Source organism: Brevibacillus ruminantium, assembly GCF_023746555.1.
Taxonomy (GTDB): Bacteria; Bacillota; Bacilli; order Brevibacillales; family Brevibacillaceae; genus Brevibacillus; species Brevibacillus ruminantium.
This window is the reverse complement of the sequence record NZ_CP098755.1, coordinates 5,249,728-5,265,779: the sequence shown is the minus strand read 5'-3', so window position 1 is coordinate 5,265,779 and position 16,052 is coordinate 5,249,728. Positions and strand designations below refer to the sequence as shown.

Annotated in this window: 14 protein-coding genes; 8 read left to right on the top strand and 6 right to left on the bottom strand. The window is 51.2% G+C overall.

Features of this window, described 5'->3' with window-relative positions; all coding sequences use genetic code 11:
- Positions 1–17: 17 nt before the first annotated feature.
- The gene (locus tag NDK47_RS25830) at positions 18–407 is read right to left on the bottom strand and encodes a BlaI/MecI/CopY family transcriptional regulator (protein ID WP_251872567.1); all 390 of its coding nucleotides are present in this window, start codon (positions 405–407) and stop codon (positions 18–20) included.
- 241 nt (positions 408–648) lie between these two features.
- Between NDK47_RS25830 and NDK47_RS25825 the strand changes: the two genes are divergently transcribed.
- The 5 genes from NDK47_RS25825 (at position 649) to NDK47_RS25805 (ending at position 7,030) form a co-directional block, all read left to right on the top strand.
- Positions 649–819, top strand: coding sequence for a hypothetical protein (locus NDK47_RS25825; RefSeq protein WP_251872566.1), 171 nt, complete (start codon positions 649–651; stop codon positions 817–819).
- Positions 820–902: 83 nt separating this feature from the next.
- Positions 903–1,862 carry an RluA family pseudouridine synthase gene (locus NDK47_RS25820; protein ID WP_251872565.1) on the top strand — a complete coding sequence of 320 codons (960 nt, stop codon included), beginning with the start codon at positions 903–905 and terminating at the stop codon, positions 1,860–1,862.
- 129 nt (positions 1,863–1,991) lie between these two features.
- Positions 1,992–2,612 (top strand): TetR/AcrR family transcriptional regulator, encoded by a 621-nt coding sequence (locus tag NDK47_RS25815; RefSeq protein WP_251872564.1) that lies wholly within the window; start codon positions 1,992–1,994, stop codon positions 2,610–2,612.
- A 75-nt stretch (positions 2,613–2,687) separates the two neighbouring features.
- Positions 2,688–3,920 (top strand): efflux RND transporter periplasmic adaptor subunit, encoded by a 1,233-nt coding sequence (locus NDK47_RS25810; RefSeq protein ID WP_251872563.1) that lies wholly within the window; start codon positions 2,688–2,690, stop codon positions 3,918–3,920.
- A complete protein-coding gene (locus NDK47_RS25805; RefSeq protein WP_251872562.1) occupies positions 3,917–7,030 on the top strand; it encodes an efflux RND transporter permease subunit in 3,114 nt (1,037 codons plus the stop codon). The genes NDK47_RS25810 and NDK47_RS25805 overlap by 4 nt, the downstream gene beginning before the upstream one ends.
- A 179-nt stretch (positions 7,031–7,209) precedes the next feature.
- Here NDK47_RS25805 and NDK47_RS25800 read toward each other — a convergent pair whose 3' ends face one another.
- From NDK47_RS25800 to NDK47_RS25780, 5 genes are all read right to left on the bottom strand, one after another.
- Positions 7,210–8,508, bottom strand: a complete 1,299-nt coding sequence (locus tag NDK47_RS25800) for an HTH domain-containing protein (protein WP_251872561.1) — start codon at positions 8,506–8,508, stop codon at positions 7,210–7,212.
- Between the two features lie 69 nt (positions 8,509–8,577).
- Entirely contained in the window at positions 8,578–9,372 is a 795-nt protein-coding gene (locus NDK47_RS25795; RefSeq protein WP_251872560.1) for a serine hydrolase, read from the bottom strand.
- A 30-nt stretch (positions 9,373–9,402) separates the two neighbouring features.
- Positions 9,403–10,716: a hypothetical protein gene (locus NDK47_RS25790; protein ID WP_251872559.1), complete on the bottom strand. Its 1,314-nt coding sequence runs from the start codon at positions 10,714–10,716 to the stop codon at positions 9,403–9,405.
- A gap of 27 nt (positions 10,717–10,743) precedes the next feature.
- Complete coding sequence (locus tag NDK47_RS25785; RefSeq protein WP_251872558.1) at positions 10,744–11,985, bottom strand: Zn-dependent hydrolase; 1,242 nt, start codon at positions 11,983–11,985, stop codon at positions 10,744–10,746.
- Positions 11,986–12,005: 20 nt separating this feature from the next.
- Positions 12,006–13,127, bottom strand: coding sequence for a mandelate racemase/muconate lactonizing enzyme family protein (locus NDK47_RS25780; protein ID WP_251872557.1), 1,122 nt, complete (start codon positions 13,125–13,127; stop codon positions 12,006–12,008).
- 308 nt (positions 13,128–13,435) lie between these two features.
- Here NDK47_RS25780 and NDK47_RS25775 point away from each other — a divergent pair, with 308 nt between their 5' ends.
- The 3 genes from NDK47_RS25775 (at position 13,436) to NDK47_RS25765 (ending at position 15,930) form a co-directional block, all read left to right on the top strand.
- Positions 13,436–14,731, top strand: a complete 1,296-nt coding sequence (locus NDK47_RS25775; protein WP_251872556.1) for an HD domain-containing protein — start codon at positions 13,436–13,438, stop codon at positions 14,729–14,731.
- On the top strand, positions 14,724–15,248 hold the full coding sequence (locus NDK47_RS25770) for a YwgA family protein (protein WP_251872555.1): 525 nt from the start codon (positions 14,724–14,726) through the stop codon (positions 15,246–15,248). The genes NDK47_RS25775 and NDK47_RS25770 overlap by 8 nt, the downstream gene beginning before the upstream one ends.
- Positions 15,249–15,675: 427 nt before the next feature.
- Positions 15,676–15,930 (top strand): thioredoxin domain-containing protein, encoded by a 255-nt coding sequence (locus NDK47_RS25765; protein WP_251872554.1) that lies wholly within the window; start codon positions 15,676–15,678, stop codon positions 15,928–15,930.
- Positions 15,931–16,052 lie beyond the last annotated feature (122 nt).

Below are 16,052 nucleotides of genomic sequence, written 5' to 3'. Positions count from 1 at the left end.
CGAGTCTGGTTGTATGTTTACGAGCGCTTGGACTGCTCCTTTTTTTCGTTCAGCAGCTTTTGCAGCCGCTCGATTTCCTGTTCGGACAGCTCCGTTTGTTCAATAAAGCTGGTCATCATCAGGTGGGCCGCACCGCCAAATACCCGCTTCAGAAAGCTTTGGCTTTCCGATTTGACGCATTCCGACTCAGAGACGAGCGGGTAGTACAGATAGCTTCTGCCCGATTTCTCGAAGCTGATCGCTTTCTTTTTTAACAGCCGGTTGAGAAAGGTGCGAACCGTTTGGTCACTCCACTCAATTTCAGCAGGCAAGTGAAGGACGATCTGCTCTGCGGTCAGCGGGTGGTGCTTCCAAATGATCTTCAAAATCTCCCATTCCGAATCGGAGATTTTGGGGGGATGTGCCATAAAATCACCTCGCGTTTAGATTTACAAATGTAAATGTAAGCTTACAAGGGTTATTTTACAGATGTAAAAGGTGGAAGTCAATGTAAATTTACAAATGTAAATACAAGTTTGATGAATGCATGAAAAAACGGGCAGAAAGCGATTTTAGAATTTTATATAATTTTTAAACAAAATAGTTGAAAAAATACACTCCTATAGTATACTTATTATACAAAGATGTTTAATAAGTGGGGGTGTTACCATGATCCGCATCCAATGGAAAAATCACTTGCATATGTTTTTTGGGGGAAATTTGCTTGGCAGGGAGTATCACGCAGAAGAAGGTTATGTGACACAATGGCTGGAGATGGGACAACTGCAGGCGACAGAGGGCTTTGACCGGAATTTGAATGACTTTATGCTTCGCTTCTGATCGGACAAATTACTGGATGCTGGCGTGCGCTTGCCCTTTTTCGCTACAATAGGGAGAAATGAGCGTGAAGCAGGAGGATCGCCGTGAGTAAAAAAGGCTGGCTGGAATATGAAGTGGCAGAAGAGGACACAGGGCTTACTGTCGAACAGGTGATTCGGCAAAAGCTTCATGTCTCCGGCAGGATGCTGCAACGGCTGACCCGAAGCAAAGGGATTCGCTTGAACCGCAAAGCCCCGTTTCTGAAAAGGCTGGTAAAGGCGGGGGACCTTGTTTCGATTCGGACGGCAACAGAACCATCGTCACCGGACACGGGATTGCAAGAGAATTGCCAGGAATGGTCGGGAGAGGCTGGCGTAGTTGCTCCCCAGGCAGACATTTTGTACGAGGATGAGCATTTGCTGGTCGCGGGCAAACCGGCAGGCATGATGGTTCATCCGGTCAAGCAGGATCAGGGAGGGACACTCGTGCACGCACTTGCGGCCTATTTGCGAAACAAAGGAGAGGCTGACCGTGTCCACCCCGTACATCGATTGGACAAAGAGACCTCGGGAGCTGTCCTGATCGGGAAAACCAGCTACGGGCATCAGCTGGCCGACCGCCTGCTGCGGGAGGGCAATCTGCATCGCGAGTATCTGGCTGTGGCCAGCGGAGTTATTCAGGATAAAAAGGGAACCATTATCGCCCCGATCGGCCGTGATCCAGGACATCCCACTCGGCGTCGTGTCTCGCAGCGCGGCGAGGAAGCCGTCACACATTATGAGGTCATTGCCGCATCTGCGAAGAACACACTGGTACGGGTATGGCTGGAAACGGGACGCACCCATCAGATCCGCGTCCATTTTCAGCATATCGGTCATCCGCTTGTGGGGGATGCCATGTACGGAGGCAAAAAACAACTTTTGAAGCGTCAAGCCCTACATGCCAGCAAGCTATCCTTTCCCCATCCATTGACGGCGGAAGAGATTTGCTGTCTGGCCGCTATGCCGCCGGATTTGGCGGAGCTGACCGCACGGGAATTCGGATACCGGGATCCCTCTATGTAAGCTGTTGATCTTTTGATCAGCAGCTTTTTTACGCATGCAAGTATTTACATGCATGGAAGTCTTCGCTATAATGGGCTTGCTGAATTTGCCATATGACAGCAAGTACTTGCATGGCATGGAGGTAAAGAAATGAATCAATCCAAAAATACAGTGCCTCAGGGGGGAAGGGGCGAAGAACAGGAGACGCGCGAGCGCATCTTGGCTGCTGCACGTCAGCTTATGGCGCAAAAAGGATACAGAGGGGCCACGACTCGGAAGATCTCAGAGCTGGCGGGTGTCAACGAAGTGACGATTTTTCGCCATTTCAAAAACAAGGAGTGTATCCTGATCGAACTGCTGGAGGAGATGACGGAGATTCGCCCTGCGCTGGAACGAGCAATTTGTGCAGAAACCAGTGATGTCAGATCCATGCTGATGAACTATGCCGAGGCGTACTACAATGCGCTTGTGGAGCGCAAGGAAGTGTTGATTATCTGCATGATCGAAGCGGACAACCATCCCGAGGTGTTCGACCTGCTCAGCCGCATGCCGCAAACCGCAGATGACATGCTCAGCCAAAAGCTTCAGGAGATGCACGAGGCAGGACATCTGCCAAAGGGAGACTTCAATATAGCGGCCCATATGTTTGTCTCGTCCTTTTTCCATGCGTTTCTCGGAAGGCATTGGGTAAAGGTAGATTGTGTGATTGACATCCCCACACTGATTGAAGGCACGACGGACATTTTGCTCCGCGGCATTGACAATCGGTAGTATACGGTCCAGGGCTGGGCGTATAAAAAAAGAAGGGCTCTGATAAATAGAAAAGAAATGGAGCGGTGGGTGAACATGAAGACAAAATGGCTGTACTCTCTTCTCATCTTGGGGCTACTGGCAACAACAGCCTGCAACAATCAAGAGCCGGCAACGGAAGCGGTGGCGGAAGTCAAAAAAGTAGAGCTGGTCACCGTCAAAGAGGAACAAGCTGTAAAAGTAACGGAGCTTTCCGGGACGCTGCAGCCTTTAGAAGAAGCGCTTGTCTCCTTTGAAGTAGGAGGACGGATAACGGAGCTGGCGAAAAACGAAGGGGACACGGTCCGCGCAGGCGATGTCCTGGCCCGTCTGGACAGCAACGATTACTCTCTGCAGGTAGCGGCAGCCAGCGCCACCGTACAGCAGACAGGCGCCACGCTCAGCAAAGTAAACAACGGAGCCAGGGAACAAGAGGTGACACAAGCTCGCCTGCTGGTGGACAAAGCGACAATCGCCTATGAAAAAGCCCAGGACGACTTCAAACGAATCGAGCGCCTCTACCAGGAAAAGGCTATTTCCCAGAGTGAATACGAAAATGCGCAAAACTACCTGAATGTGACTCAAAAGGATCTGCAAAATGCACAGCAAGCCTTGTCGCTCGTCACCCAGGGAGCCAGAGAAGAAGACAAGGAGCTGTCCCGGGCCACCTATAATCAGGCGGTCATTTCCAAAGAGCTGGCAGCCAGCACACTGGCTAAAACACAGCTTCGCTCACCGCTGGACGGCACGATTATCGCCAAGCTGACTTCGGAGGGCTCGCTTGTCGGCGTGGGAAGTCCGGTCTACCGGGTGGGAGAGATCAGTACGTTAAAAGTCGTGCTGCCTGTGCCGGACCGCGAGATTTTTGCCTGGAAAGAAGGAGAGACGGTATCGCTCGATCTGTATGGACAGATGCGGGAGGGCAAGGTCGTTAAAATCTATCCGGCGACGAACCAGAGCACGGGAACGATCGGAGTCGAGGTTCAGGTAGCCAATGAAAAGCATGACTGGTTTGCGGGCCAGGTGGTGAAAGCGACAAAAACCGTGACAGGGAAAGCGGGGTTGTACATACCGGTGGAAGCGGTGCTCAGCCGAGGTCAGGGTGAGGCACATGTCTTTTTGAACAATGGCGGAAAAGCAGTGAAAACGCCTGTGACGATTGGAGAGATCAACAGCAACAAGCTGGAGATCACCAGCGGCATCAAAGAAGGGGACCAGCTCGTGGTCAAGGGGGTCGACCGATTGTTTGACGGCGACCCGATTGAGGCGGCAGGAGGACAACCACAGTGATTGAATACATCGTCCGAAAACGAAAAATCACCCTGCTGTTTTTTGTAATGGTCATGCTCGTTGGATTTCTCGGTTTTTTCCAACTTCCCAAGCAGGAACAACCGGACATTATCGTAAATATTGCCATGGTGACGACCATCTACCCGGGAGCATCGCCGGAGAAGGTAGAGCAGACCGTCACGAAGAAGCTGGAGGAAAAAATCAACGAGCTGCAAGGGCTGAAATACATTTCATCCGTATCCGGGCTGGGCATCTCCAGCATTATCGTGGAAACCAAAAGCGATGTCGATCCCAAACAAAAATGGGATGAATTGCGGAAAAAAGTAAAAGATGCGGAAGCGAATCTGCCGGATGATGCCAAACAGCCGATCATCAATGATGACCTGAACCGCACCTTTGTGCAAACCCTGGCCGTGACAGCCGATACCCGGGAGGAGCTGTACAGTCTGCGATCCACGCTGAAGTCGTGGAAGGATCAGCTGCGGACGATTCCAAACGTCGCTGATGTGACGATTGAGGGATTGCCTGAGCAGGAAGTTCAGATTCAGGTGGATACCCAGCGGCTGAATCAGTTCGGTTTGACCTGGGGCCAAGTCATGATGGCTGTCAAAAAAGAGAATGAGCGGATTCCACTCGGCGACCTGACCTCTGACAACCGCACCTATCAGCTGAAGATTGCGGAGAATCAGGATGTGGAAGCACTGGGTAACGTCATCGTTTCCCGGACGAGAGAGGGCTACCCGATCTATCTGAAGGATATCGGGAAGGTTGAGCTGACGACCGAACAAATCCACTCCTACTCCTACTTCAACGGCAAGCCGTCCGTGTCTATCAGTATCAATGCGGAGACAGGAAGCGACGTACCCTCCCTGCAGAAACGTGTGGACGAGATGATGACTACACTGGAAAAATCGCTGCCGGCCTGGGCCGAAAAGCACTCGATCTACTCCCAGGATGAGCGGGTCAATGATCTATTCAGCGATTTGTCGCGGGAGATGATCATCGCTGTCAGCGCGGTGCTGCTCGTGTGTACGCTGGGCTTGAACCTGATTACCTCCTTTGTAGTCGCGCTGGCGATTCCCATTTCGCTGGCAGTGGGGATGCTATTTTTGCCATCCATGGGCATCACGCTCAACATGATCTCCATTGTCTCCCTGATTATTGTACTGGGGATTCTCGTCGATGATGCCGTGGTCGTCAATGACAACATCGAAAGGCGACTGTCGGTCCTCGGAGAAAAGCCGATGAAAGCGGCCGTCAACGGGGCAAAAGAGGTCTCCATCTCGATTACAACGGCGACGCTGGCGACGATTGCTTCCTTTGGACCCTTGATGTTTTTAAACGGAAACGTGGGGCAGTTTATTCGCCCAGTACCGGTTATCATTTCACTGACCATGCTGGCCTCGATGATCATGTCTTTGACGATCATTCCGATTTTCCGGCAGTGGTATGAACATCGGCGCAGAGGCGGGGTGGAAGGCTATCGCAAACCGCCGGGCCTGCTCGGAAAGCAGCTTTTTCAGTTGAATGCCTGGTATGCAGGAAAGCTGATGCCGCGCATTTTGAAGCGTCCTTTGCTCGCGGGAATGGTCGGCGTGTTGATCGGTACCAGCGCCTACGGACTGATCCCGTTTACTCCCGTCCAGCTTTTCCCCAACGACGACAGACCGCAGTTTCTGGTCAATGTACGCGTGCCCGTCGGCAGCAGCGTCGAGGAGACAGACCGGATCGTCCGGGGTGTGTCTGACTGGATCAGAGAGAAGCCGGGGATTGTCGATGTCGCTGCATATGCGGGAGGCAGCGCGCCCAAGATGTTCAGTGGGGACACCAGCGCGGGCGACGGAATCACGATTGGACAACTGGTCGTCCGCTTTGACAAAACGCAAACAAAAATTGAAAACATGATCGATCCGTGGCGGGAGGAGTTCAAGCAGCTCTACCCGGAGGCAAGCATCCTGCCCGTAGAGCTGGAAGCAGGTCCGCCCGTCGGCAAACCGGTGGTAATTCGGCTCTATGGCGAGGATATCCCGACCCTGCGCTCTTTGGCTGGGGACCTCAAAGACCGGATTGCGAAGGTTCCGGGAACGTATGACGTCCAGGATGATTTTGGGATTGAGCGCTACACCCTGGAGTTTGTGGTTAATGAACAAGTCATGAAAGAAAAGCTGGTCAACTACAATGACCTGTCCCAAACCTTGCGTCTGGCCAGCGAGGGAATTACGGTCAGTCAGTTTGACACAGGCACAGATCTGCTTGACATGAAGCTGTTCATGGAAAAAGGAACAGAAGACCCGTCTGTGCTTTTCCAAAGGCTGACGGTAGCCAATGCCCTGGGTGAACAGATTCCGCTGTCACAGCTGGCAAAGGTGAAGCCTACATTTAGTACGCAAAAAATCCCACACCGAAATCTGTCCCGGGCCATTACGGTTTACAGTGACGTCAGAGGCAGAACGGCGACAGAAGTGATGAACGAGATCAAACCGATTCTGCAATCGACCCAGCTTCCGGAGGGATATCACTGGGAGGTTGGCGGCGAGACCTCGGAACAGACGGATATCTTTATCGACATGGGAAAACTGTCCGTGATTGTCGTTTTTCTCATTCTGATTTTGATTGCCATGCAGTTCTACTCCCTCAGCATTCCGGTTCTAGTCCTCAGTACGGTCTATCTGGCTTTTGCCGGCAGCTTGATCGGGCTGTTTGTCACCCAGACGCCGCTTGGCTTTATGACGATGATGGGGGTCATATCGCTATCGGGGATCGTCGTTCGTAACGGGATCGTGCTGATCGAATTTATCGAGGAGGCACGTCATGCCGGAGTAGAGCTGAAACAGGCCGTGGTCCAGGCGGGAGAAGCGAGGCTGCGCCCGATCCTGTTGACCTCGATGACTGCGGTTGCAGGCTTGACGCCACTCGCGATTTCCGGCGATGTGCTGTTCAGACCGCTGGCTGTCACAATCATTTTCGGCTTGATCTTCTCCACGCTGCTGACGCTGATTGTCGTGCCGTCGTTCTATACCGTTCTGGCCGAGCGCAAGCTGAAGCGAAAAGCCAAACTGGCTGCGAAGCGTCCCGACCTTTACGGGCCGGAAGCAGAGCTGGATGTGTAAGAGCTTGATGCAGAACTTGATGTAGAGCCTGATGCAAAGCTTGAAGTGTAACAACTCGATGCAAGAGAGCTTCCCTGCAAGAAAACGAAAAGTGTGCCTTTCAAGTAGACAATTCTACTGAAAAGCACACTTTTTTCTGCTCAATCGAGAAGGACCTCAACCAATGTTTGAACACGTCATCAGAGTAAAATCCGGTACAGCGCACGCGGCCTGCCTTTTTGATACGGCTGTTCTTCTCCGGTGATCTCGGCATACCGATTGTCGACGAGCTTTTTCATAATCCTCTCGGCCGTCCGTTTGCTGACTTGCAGGTAGTCGGCGAGATCAGAGGCGGAGAAGATGGGGTTATGCCGCAGGCGAAGAAAATCAATAATCTTCGTCATGGTCGCAACGCTGATGCCCGATTGTTTGATGACGGCCAGCAGCTTTTCATCCAGGCTCAGCAGTTGAAAGCTCTTGGTTACTTTCTCATTGAGCGGGCCAATCACCTTTTTGTCCTCCGTCACGATATACGCTTCGTCTCCTCTGCCTTTTTCCGCATGAAACAAGCCAATCTGCGCATGCTCCTCTGCTTCCGTGACGGTCCGGCCAAAGCCGAAGCCAAAGCTTGCTTTTACATCGCGAAGCCCTTTGAACTGCTCAAGGACCGGAAGTTCCCGGTAATGATTGGTAAAGTGCTGAATTCCCCTTCTGGTCCCGTAGATATAGCAGGTTTGCTCATCAGCCTCTTTGAGGGAAGCATCTATCTTTTTGGCAAAGTCCAGCAAGATCGGGCGGATGTCTGACAGGAGGTGAGGGGAGAGACTTGGCTGCTTTTCCTGGGCAGAAGAGAGACGCACGATGCATACAGCGATTTGCGATGCTTTGCTGATCATCAGCTCGGCAGCCTGGATCGCACTGTCCAGCGTGTCCAGTACGTTTTTCTGAGGGATAATGATACGGAAACTGGGTATCCCCAGCTTTTGCAGCTCTTTGTGGACCGATTGAACACTGGTCAGCACGAAGTCAACCTTTTGGGCCTGCCACTGCTCCCGGTGAAACTGCAAAATTTCGTCTGTGTACAAATCGTGCTTGATTCCCTTTTCAAACTCCTTGATATAAATATGGGACCGGTCGAGATCAAGCTCATCCAGGACGTGATAAACGACCTCTTTTCGCGGAATGTCAATCGACAAGCGGTCCGGATGGACGAACAAGGCGTTCTTGATATGGAACAGGGAGAGGGTAAACCCCAGCTCATCAAGCGGAATGAAAACGGCTGGCAAATCCAGCTTTTCGATTTCTTTTCTGGCCAAAAAATAAGGAACGGGCCCCGTAAAAAAGAGGACGTCATAATTGCTGGCTTGCTTGACCAGATTTGCGCTTTCTTCCGGTTTTTCGTAAACGAAGGGGTGGATGTGCACGTTTTCTTTGAGAGATAAGCTGAGCACCTTGTTTACCATTTTTTCGGACCCAATGAGAGCGATTCGAATCAACATGCGTATCCTCCGCGGATTTTTCTGGTCTTGAGAACAGGGAAAGGCCCCTGGCGATCAGGGGCGCTTGGATTATGGTACCGATAGATAATCGTATACGGCTTTGCCTACTTTGGCGATCATTTGCTGTCCGGTCGCGTTATCCGGCAAATCGGTGGTCAGGACAGCTACATATGCGTATTTATCGTTTACTTGAAAAATGCCTGCATCATGAACCATTCCCGGCAGTTCCCCGGTTTTATGGGCAATGACCGGTTTCAGTGAAAATCCTCCCGTGATGAGAGCAGGCAGCGTGGTTTGATGCTGCTGATGCTGGAGCGTCCGGTAAGTGGCCTGTTTCGCGCTCTGTCCCAGGGTAGTGCCCACGACGATTTCCTTTACAAAGCGAACCATGTCAGCAGCAGAGGTAAAGTTGTTCTTGCCTTCTTCGATTGCTTGGAAATCGAGCATTTTGCGCTGCAGTGCTGTTTGGCGGCAGCCAAGGTCATGCGCCAGTCGATTGACCGCATCCATGCCGACTTTCTCGATCAGCAGATTGGTCGCGGAGTTGTCAGAGATCATGATCATTAAAGAGATCAGATCTTCCAGTGACAAGCTGACCTCGTCCGACAAATGGGCGACGACTCCGGTTCCGCCAACCCGCAAGTGCGGGGGAACGGTGTACTTTTGTGATAAGTCTAACGTATCTTCCTGTGCTTGTCGATAAGCTTCAATCATGATCGGTACCTTGATCAGACTGGCAGAAGGGAGCTGCTCGTTTTCGTTGATCAGAATGGCACCGTCTGCCGTTTCAATCGCGATGCTGGACTTCCCCTGAAAGGTTGACGCAAGATGCTGAATCTGTTGTTGAAGTTCATGAAAATTCATAGAGTCTCACCTGCTTGTCAGAGGTTTTGGTTACATGAACAGGGTACGGACAAATACATACAAGACGACGATCACCGTGACGACGACACCGTAGATGATGATGTTCTTCAAATCCTTCGAGCGAGCCAGTCCCATGGCACCGAGTGCATCGCCAGTCGGATAGAGGTAGAACGGCATTTGCGATCCGACCAGAAGGGCAAGCACCCATACGTCCATCGGAATGTTCATGCTGGTGACGGTCGGAAGGAACATTTTATGCATCAGAATCGAGTGCGCGACAGCAGCGCCCGGAATACCAGCAATGTTTACGAGTGTGCTCAGATTCACCATCATGGCTTGTCCGCCGCTTTCAATATACGGCATCAGCAGATTTTTCAGCGCTTCAAATCCGCCCATTTGTTCGGTGAAATAGATAAACGGCGTAAACAGGATAAACTGGAAGAAGATCCAGAGCAGCGGCTTCGCCCCTTCGACAAAGGTATCGGCAATCTGATTGGGCGACATTCTGCCAGCTAGGCCGGTGACGATGCTCGTAATGAGAATGACAGCGATGGTAAAGGTGGACCCGCCTTTAACGGCGATACCGTAGATAATGGCGCCAAGCAACGTGACAAAGAAGGCGATGGTTGCTTGTGTGGTGATCTTTTTCTGTCTGGGATCAGTCGATTCCTCCTGCTGAAAAACAGCGACGTCTTCTTCGGTATACGGATGTTCGATCAGTGTCTTTTTAAGAATTTTTTTGCAGTAAAGGAAGGTGGTGACCCACAGGATAATAGCCATGGGCAATCCTGCGTACAGCATGACCTGAGGATACGTAAGTCCGGTAAGCTCCATCAACGTAACGACAGGGGGAGTAAACGGACCTAGCACCAGCCCTGCATTGGCTGCCCCGTGGAAAAGGAGCGCCACGACACTGGAGGAAAGACCGGCAGAAGCGACAACCGGAATCAGGACGGGCGCGATGATAGCGTTTGCACCGGCCAGCGTGCCAAGCAAACCGGCCAGCACGGACGACGCGATCATGGTGCAGATGATCGCTTTATTTGGCGAGTTGATCCCCACCCGATTGATAATAAATTTGACGATGTTTCGCGCTACGCCGGTTTTTTCAGCGATTTTACCAAGGCCGCCCCCGGCCAGAATCACAAGACCGATATAGGCGATGAAGTCGGTCATTCCGTTCTTGCCGATGACAGTGGCAACGTCCATAATGCTTGCACCGCTCATGACAGCGCCTACAATGACGGCAGTACCAATGGCTGCAATGGGATTCCATCTGATGAAAATTAACAGGATGAAGACAAAAAGCGGCAGTAAGCCCCAGAGAGATGGTCCTTCGATCATATGAAATCCTCCTATGCCTATTATGTGTTAATCAAGTTGTCGATCCACTTTTACGATAGCATCCAGCATGACATTACCGGCAATCTCGATATCTTCGGACGTACTGAATTCTTCCGGGCAGTGACTTTTTCCATTGGGGCTTTTGACGAAGATCATCGCCGCTTTGGAGATGTCAGCCATATGACTCGCATCGTGGCCAGCCATGCTTGCCAGCCGCAGACAGGGGACAAGTCGGTCCTGGGCAGCTTGTTCGATTAAAGTAACGATTTCGCCGTCCATTTCGACCGGTGATTGGTTAAGGATGGTTTGCTCCCTGATCTCAATCGCTCGCGACTGTTTGACCGGTTCCCACTCTTTTTTAATCTGACTGACCAGATGCTCGATATCTGCTCGCGATTCACCGCGTACCTCCAGGATAAACTCAACCGTTCCCGGTATGATATTGGCGGCATTTGGGAAAACGTCCAGCTTGCCGATGGTACAGACGGTATCTTTGGGGTCCTGGCGGGCGATGCGTTCGGCGATCAGAATCAGCTCTGCGGCTGCCGAGAGCGCGTCGACCCGGTGTTCCATCATCGTGGTGCCGGCATGATTGGCTTCGCCCAGCACGGTAATTTTATCGCGGTAAATACCGACGATGCGATCGACGGAGGCAACCGGGATGTTCTTGGCTGCCAACCGCCGTCCCTGCTCGATGTGCAGCTCGATATACGCTTTTTTCTCTGAACGGATTTGTTCTAGGGCAGCGAATTTATGAAGTCCGCCTCCCGCTCTTATCAAGCCATCCGCCAGCCGGTAGCCTTTGGAATCGGTCACCGTCTCCAGTTGATTTGTTGTCAGCTTGCCCGTCAAACAGCGGCTGCCAAACGTCGAGAGATTGAAATCATTTGGCTCCTCAGCGGTAAAGGAAACGATTTCAAGATCATGCTGCAAACGGACACCGCTGTCGATCAACGTGCGGATGATCTCTTTCGCCAGCAATACGCCCAGGGCGCCGTCGTATTTGCCGCCGTTCGGCACGGTGTCGAGATGAGAGCCGATGACGATCGTGCCTTTCTTTTCCCCCGTGCCGGGAAGTCTTCCCCAGATATTGGCGGCTCCGTCGATGCTCACATCGAGCCCCAGTTCTTTCAACTCGTTCACATACAGCTCTCTCACTTCGAAATCAGGCTCGGAAAAGCTCGGGCGGGTAATCCCGCCCTCTGCGCTTTTTCCGTACGCGGCGTATTTCTCCAGATCAACAAGCAAGCGCTCGATTGATATATTCATGTGATGGATCCCTCGATTCGCTATTGTTTCTCCGCTAACAGAGCGTCATTGATTTCTACGCCCAGACCCGGCTTCTCCGGCAAGTGGATATGGCCATCTTTTACCCAGTCCTGGATCGGCGTCTGCAGGATGTCATGGGTGTGCAGGTAAGCGCCGCAGATGAAGTCACTGGGATGTTTGACCACAGGGTGGCTGGTGACGAAATGAGCGCTTGCAGCGATGCCGACGCCCAGCTCCAGATTGCTTCCGACCGTGCAGGACATGCCGGCCGCTTCAGCCATGGCAGCGATTTTTCGGGATTGGAAGATGCCGCCGACCTTGCAGATTTTCAGGTTGATGATGTCGGCAATGCCCAGCTTGATCGCCGTGATTGCATCCTCGGGGGCAAATACCGTTTCGTCAATCATAATCGGTGTTTTTACCTTGTCGCGAATTTCTTTGATTCCGAGAATGTTCCATTTGCGCACCGGCTGTTCCACACATTCGACCTCGCCGGACTCTTCAATCTCGCGAATGACGCGAATGGCGGTAGGTACATCATAGCCCTGATTGGCGTCAAGGCGAAGCTTGGTATTTTTTCCAGCGTCGGAGATGGCTTTTCGGATCAGGTTGACCAGCTCGATATCCCGCTTCGGATCGCGGCCCACTTTGATCTTGATGACGCCAAAGCCTTCGTTGATCCGCTTCATAGCTTCTTCGTACGCGTCTTTATTGTCCTTGATCCCGACTACATACGTGAGAGGCACGCTTTCTCTGACGGTTCCACCGATCAGTTTATAGAGCGGCAGATTGAGCGATTTGCCCCATGCGTCGTGCATGGCGATGTCAATTGCAGACTTGGCAGAAGAGTTGCTGTAAATCGCGTCATTCATTTTTTGATGGGCCAGGGCGATTTCATCGACAGGCAATCCGACTACTTGCGGTGCCAGATAGCGGTCGTTGACCAATTTGATCGTCTCGGCCGTCTCTCCCATAAACGCAGGGGATGGCGCGGCTTCCCCATAACCGCGAATCCCGTTTTCCAGGATCACTTCTACGACTGCGTGCTGGCGGGTATTGCTCGAGTAAAGAGAGATTTGCCAGGTATTGATCAGCGGCACTTCTACGATGTGGGTGATGATTTGTTTGATTTTGTTGGACATGATTACCGGAGACCTCCATCAGATGATGATAACCTTTTCTGTCGTTATATTGTCGTTAAATAATGAAAAAATTTGAATGGGCAGAATATCAACCCTTTCATCAAGTGACGTTATATAGTCGGTTAAAGGATGGTTCTAAATATACAGATTACTTTCTCTTTTGTCAATGTCTGAATGTTTTGCACTCCTCAAGATTTTGATTTTATAAAGTGAGGTATACAGGCTATGGCTCAAGCTCTGTGGCAGTGGTTGGTATGATATAATTCTGGTAGAGAGGAAATTTGTGGTACCGGAAGGGAGTGTCCAGGATGAAACAGCCCCAGCTTTTAGACGAGGAAAAAGTGTTTAAAGACCCGGTGCACAGCTATATACATGTGCGGGACAAGCTGATCTGGGATTTGATCAATTCCGCCGAGTTTCAGCGTCTGCGCCGCATTCGGCAACTGGGCACGAGTTTTTTTACCTTTCATGGCGGTGAACACAGCCGATTTAATCATTCGCTCGGCGTTTATGAGATTATGCGCCGGATCTTGGAAACGTTCGCTGGCCGCATTCATCTCTCCTATGAAGAAAAGCTGCTCTGCCTCTGCGCGGCTCTTTTGCACGATGTGGGCCACGGCCCGTTTTCCCACTCCTTTGAAAAGGTGTTTCGCTATCATCACGAGGATTGGACTCGGGCCATTCTGCAAGGGGATACCCAGATCAACCGGCTGCTGAAGAGAATGGGAGAGGACTTTCCCAATCAGGTAGCCGAAGTCATCGCCAAAACCTACGACAACAAGCTGATCGTCAGCCTGGTTTCCAGCCAAATCGATGCCGACCGGATGGATTATCTGCTGCGCGATGCGTATTATACGGGCGTGAATTACGGCAACTTTGAAATTGAACGAATCCTGCGCGTCATGCGGCCGACCGATGACGGCATCGTCTTCAAGCACAGCGGTATGCACGCGGTAGAAGATTACATCATGTCCCGCTATCAGATGTATTGGCAGGTGTATTTCCACCCCGTTACGCGAAGTGCGGAGGTCGTGTTGCGAAAGATTTTTCAACGCGCCAAAGAGCTCTTTCATGCGGGGTATCCCTTCCGTCAGGAGCCGACCCTGCTTCTGCCCTTTTTAACGGAAACCGTTGAGCTGTCCGATTATTTGGCCCTCGATGAGTCAGTGATTCTCTTTTACATGCAGATCTGGCGCCAGGAAAACGACGCCATATTGAAAGATTTATGCGCCCGTTTTCTTGACAGGAATCTGTTTAAATACGTCGAATATAATCCGAGAGATTTCCGCTTGCTGGCAGAGCTGAAAGAGCTGTTCCAGTCTGCGGGTATTGATCCGGCCTATTATTTGGAAGTGGACACGACATCCGATCTTCCGTATGATTTTTACCGTGCTGGCGAGGATGAGGAGCGGATTCCGATCATGCTGCTGATGCCGTCAGGGGAGTTGACCGAGCTGTCGGAGAAATCGGAGATCGTGCAGGCGATCAGCGGCAAACGCCGCTTTGATTACAAGCTGTATTTTCCGATGGATAAAGTATTGGCTTTGCCGGAAGAGCTGTCCGGCAAGATTCGAGATCGTCTGGGAGTGATGGAGGATGCTTAGGCGTCACGCCAAAATCATACGTCTAATCGAGATCGCAGGGGAAGTAAGCGGCCGCAAGAAACTGCAGAAAATGGTGTACATAGCGAAACAACTCGACGTGGATTTCGACGAGCGATTTGAATTTCACATGTATGGACCCTACTCAGAGGAATTGACGCTGCGTGTGGATGAGCTGTGCAATCTGGGACTGCTGGATGAGCAGGTGGAAACCAAAGGGGCCATCCATATGTACCGCTATTCGCTGAATGAAAACGGGCGTGACTTTTTGCGCTTTCATGAAGTCGATTTCGGACAGGGAGAGCAGGTCATCCAGCGCATGAACGAGGAAAACTCCCGCTTTTTGGAGCTGGTCTCCACGATTTTATACTTCAGTCATCTTTCGTATGAAGAAATGAAAGCCAAAATCTTTACGTTTAAAAGCAAGCAGCGCTACTCCGAAGAGGAGATTCAGAAAGGGCTGCTGTTTATTGAAGAACTGCGGGCACTGATTAAAGTGAATCCTGCAAATTTGATGTGAAAGAAAGGCTTTTTTGCGTTGGGGAAAGAATTGGGTTTGGGACATGGAAATGGAAACAAAATGGAAATAAGACGGTAATGACTTGTAAATAGAGTGGGAATGACTGCAAAGAGAATGGTAATGGCCGTTAATGGAATGGGGATAATTGTAAATATAATGGAAATAAATGTAAATAAAATCGCTGAATAGGCAATAAAGTCGGTCGGATGACCGGCTTTTTTTGTCCCTGTATGGAACGGCATAATACGAGAGAATGCTGTTCTTTGATAATTGCATACCCAACTTTTCCGTCAGTATCCATTGCATGGTTTTGCAAAAAGTGAATGGGAGGGAAGGTATGAAAGGTATGAAAGGTATGAGGAAGGCAGGGTGTAAAGGGAGTAGATCTAAGGCCCGCTGGGTTTGGTTGTGGGGGAGTGTCCTGCTCTTGGCCTGCATGTTTGGTGCCGCCCTGATGACCGCAGCCGTCGGGACCGAGCCAGTGAAGCTGGTGTATGTATTCAGCGAAGATTGCGGATTCTGCACCAGTTTTGCTCCCAAATTTGAGCAGGCAGTAAGGGAGCTTCCCGCATCGCAAATTGAAAGACTCAACGTGCATCGCCAAGGCGAGCTGGATAAGGCTATGGAGCTGGGTGCGGAAGCCGACATTGTTTATCGTCCGGGATGGGCAGGTTGTGGATAAGCTGGAAGGGGACGTGCCTGCAGAACAGGTGGAGTGGTTTGTTGGCAGGTTGGTGGAGGAGTCTTCTTTTTGATGGGTTTTTGGGGTAGAGAGATGGCGGTTATTGACAATGTATGGAAAAA

Excerpts from the sequence above, each read along its gene's own strand:
- NDK47_RS25830 (WP_251872567.1), bottom strand. The coding sequence starts at position 407 with ATGGCACATCCCCCCAAAATCTCCGATTCGGAATGGGAGATTTTGAAG.
- NDK47_RS25825 (WP_251872566.1), top strand. The coding sequence starts at position 649 with ATGATCCGCATCCAATGGAAAAATCACTTGCATATGTTTTTTGGGGGA.
- NDK47_RS25815 (WP_251872564.1), top strand. The coding sequence starts at position 1,992 with ATGAATCAATCCAAAAATACAGTGCCTCAGGGGGGAAGGGGCGAAGAA.
- NDK47_RS25810 (WP_251872563.1), top strand. The coding sequence starts at position 2,688 with ATGAAGACAAAATGGCTGTACTCTCTTCTCATCTTGGGGCTACTGGCA.
- NDK47_RS25800 (WP_251872561.1), bottom strand. The coding sequence starts at position 8,508 with ATGTTGATTCGAATCGCTCTCATTGGGTCCGAAAAAATGGTAAACAAG.
- NDK47_RS25795 (WP_251872560.1), bottom strand. The coding sequence starts at position 9,372 with ATGAATTTTCATGAACTTCAACAACAGATTCAGCATCTTGCGTCAACC.
- NDK47_RS25790 (WP_251872559.1), bottom strand. The coding sequence starts at position 10,716 with ATGATCGAAGGACCATCTCTCTGGGGCTTACTGCCGCTTTTTGTCTTC.
- NDK47_RS25785 (WP_251872558.1), bottom strand. The coding sequence starts at position 11,985 with ATGAATATATCAATCGAGCGCTTGCTTGTTGATCTGGAGAAATACGCC.
- NDK47_RS25780 (WP_251872557.1), bottom strand. The coding sequence starts at position 13,127 with ATGTCCAACAAAATCAAACAAATCATCACCCACATCGTAGAAGTGCCG.
- NDK47_RS25775 (WP_251872556.1), top strand. The coding sequence starts at position 13,436 with ATGAAACAGCCCCAGCTTTTAGACGAGGAAAAAGTGTTTAAAGACCCG.
- NDK47_RS25770 (WP_251872555.1), top strand. The coding sequence starts at position 14,724 with ATGCTTAGGCGTCACGCCAAAATCATACGTCTAATCGAGATCGCAGGG.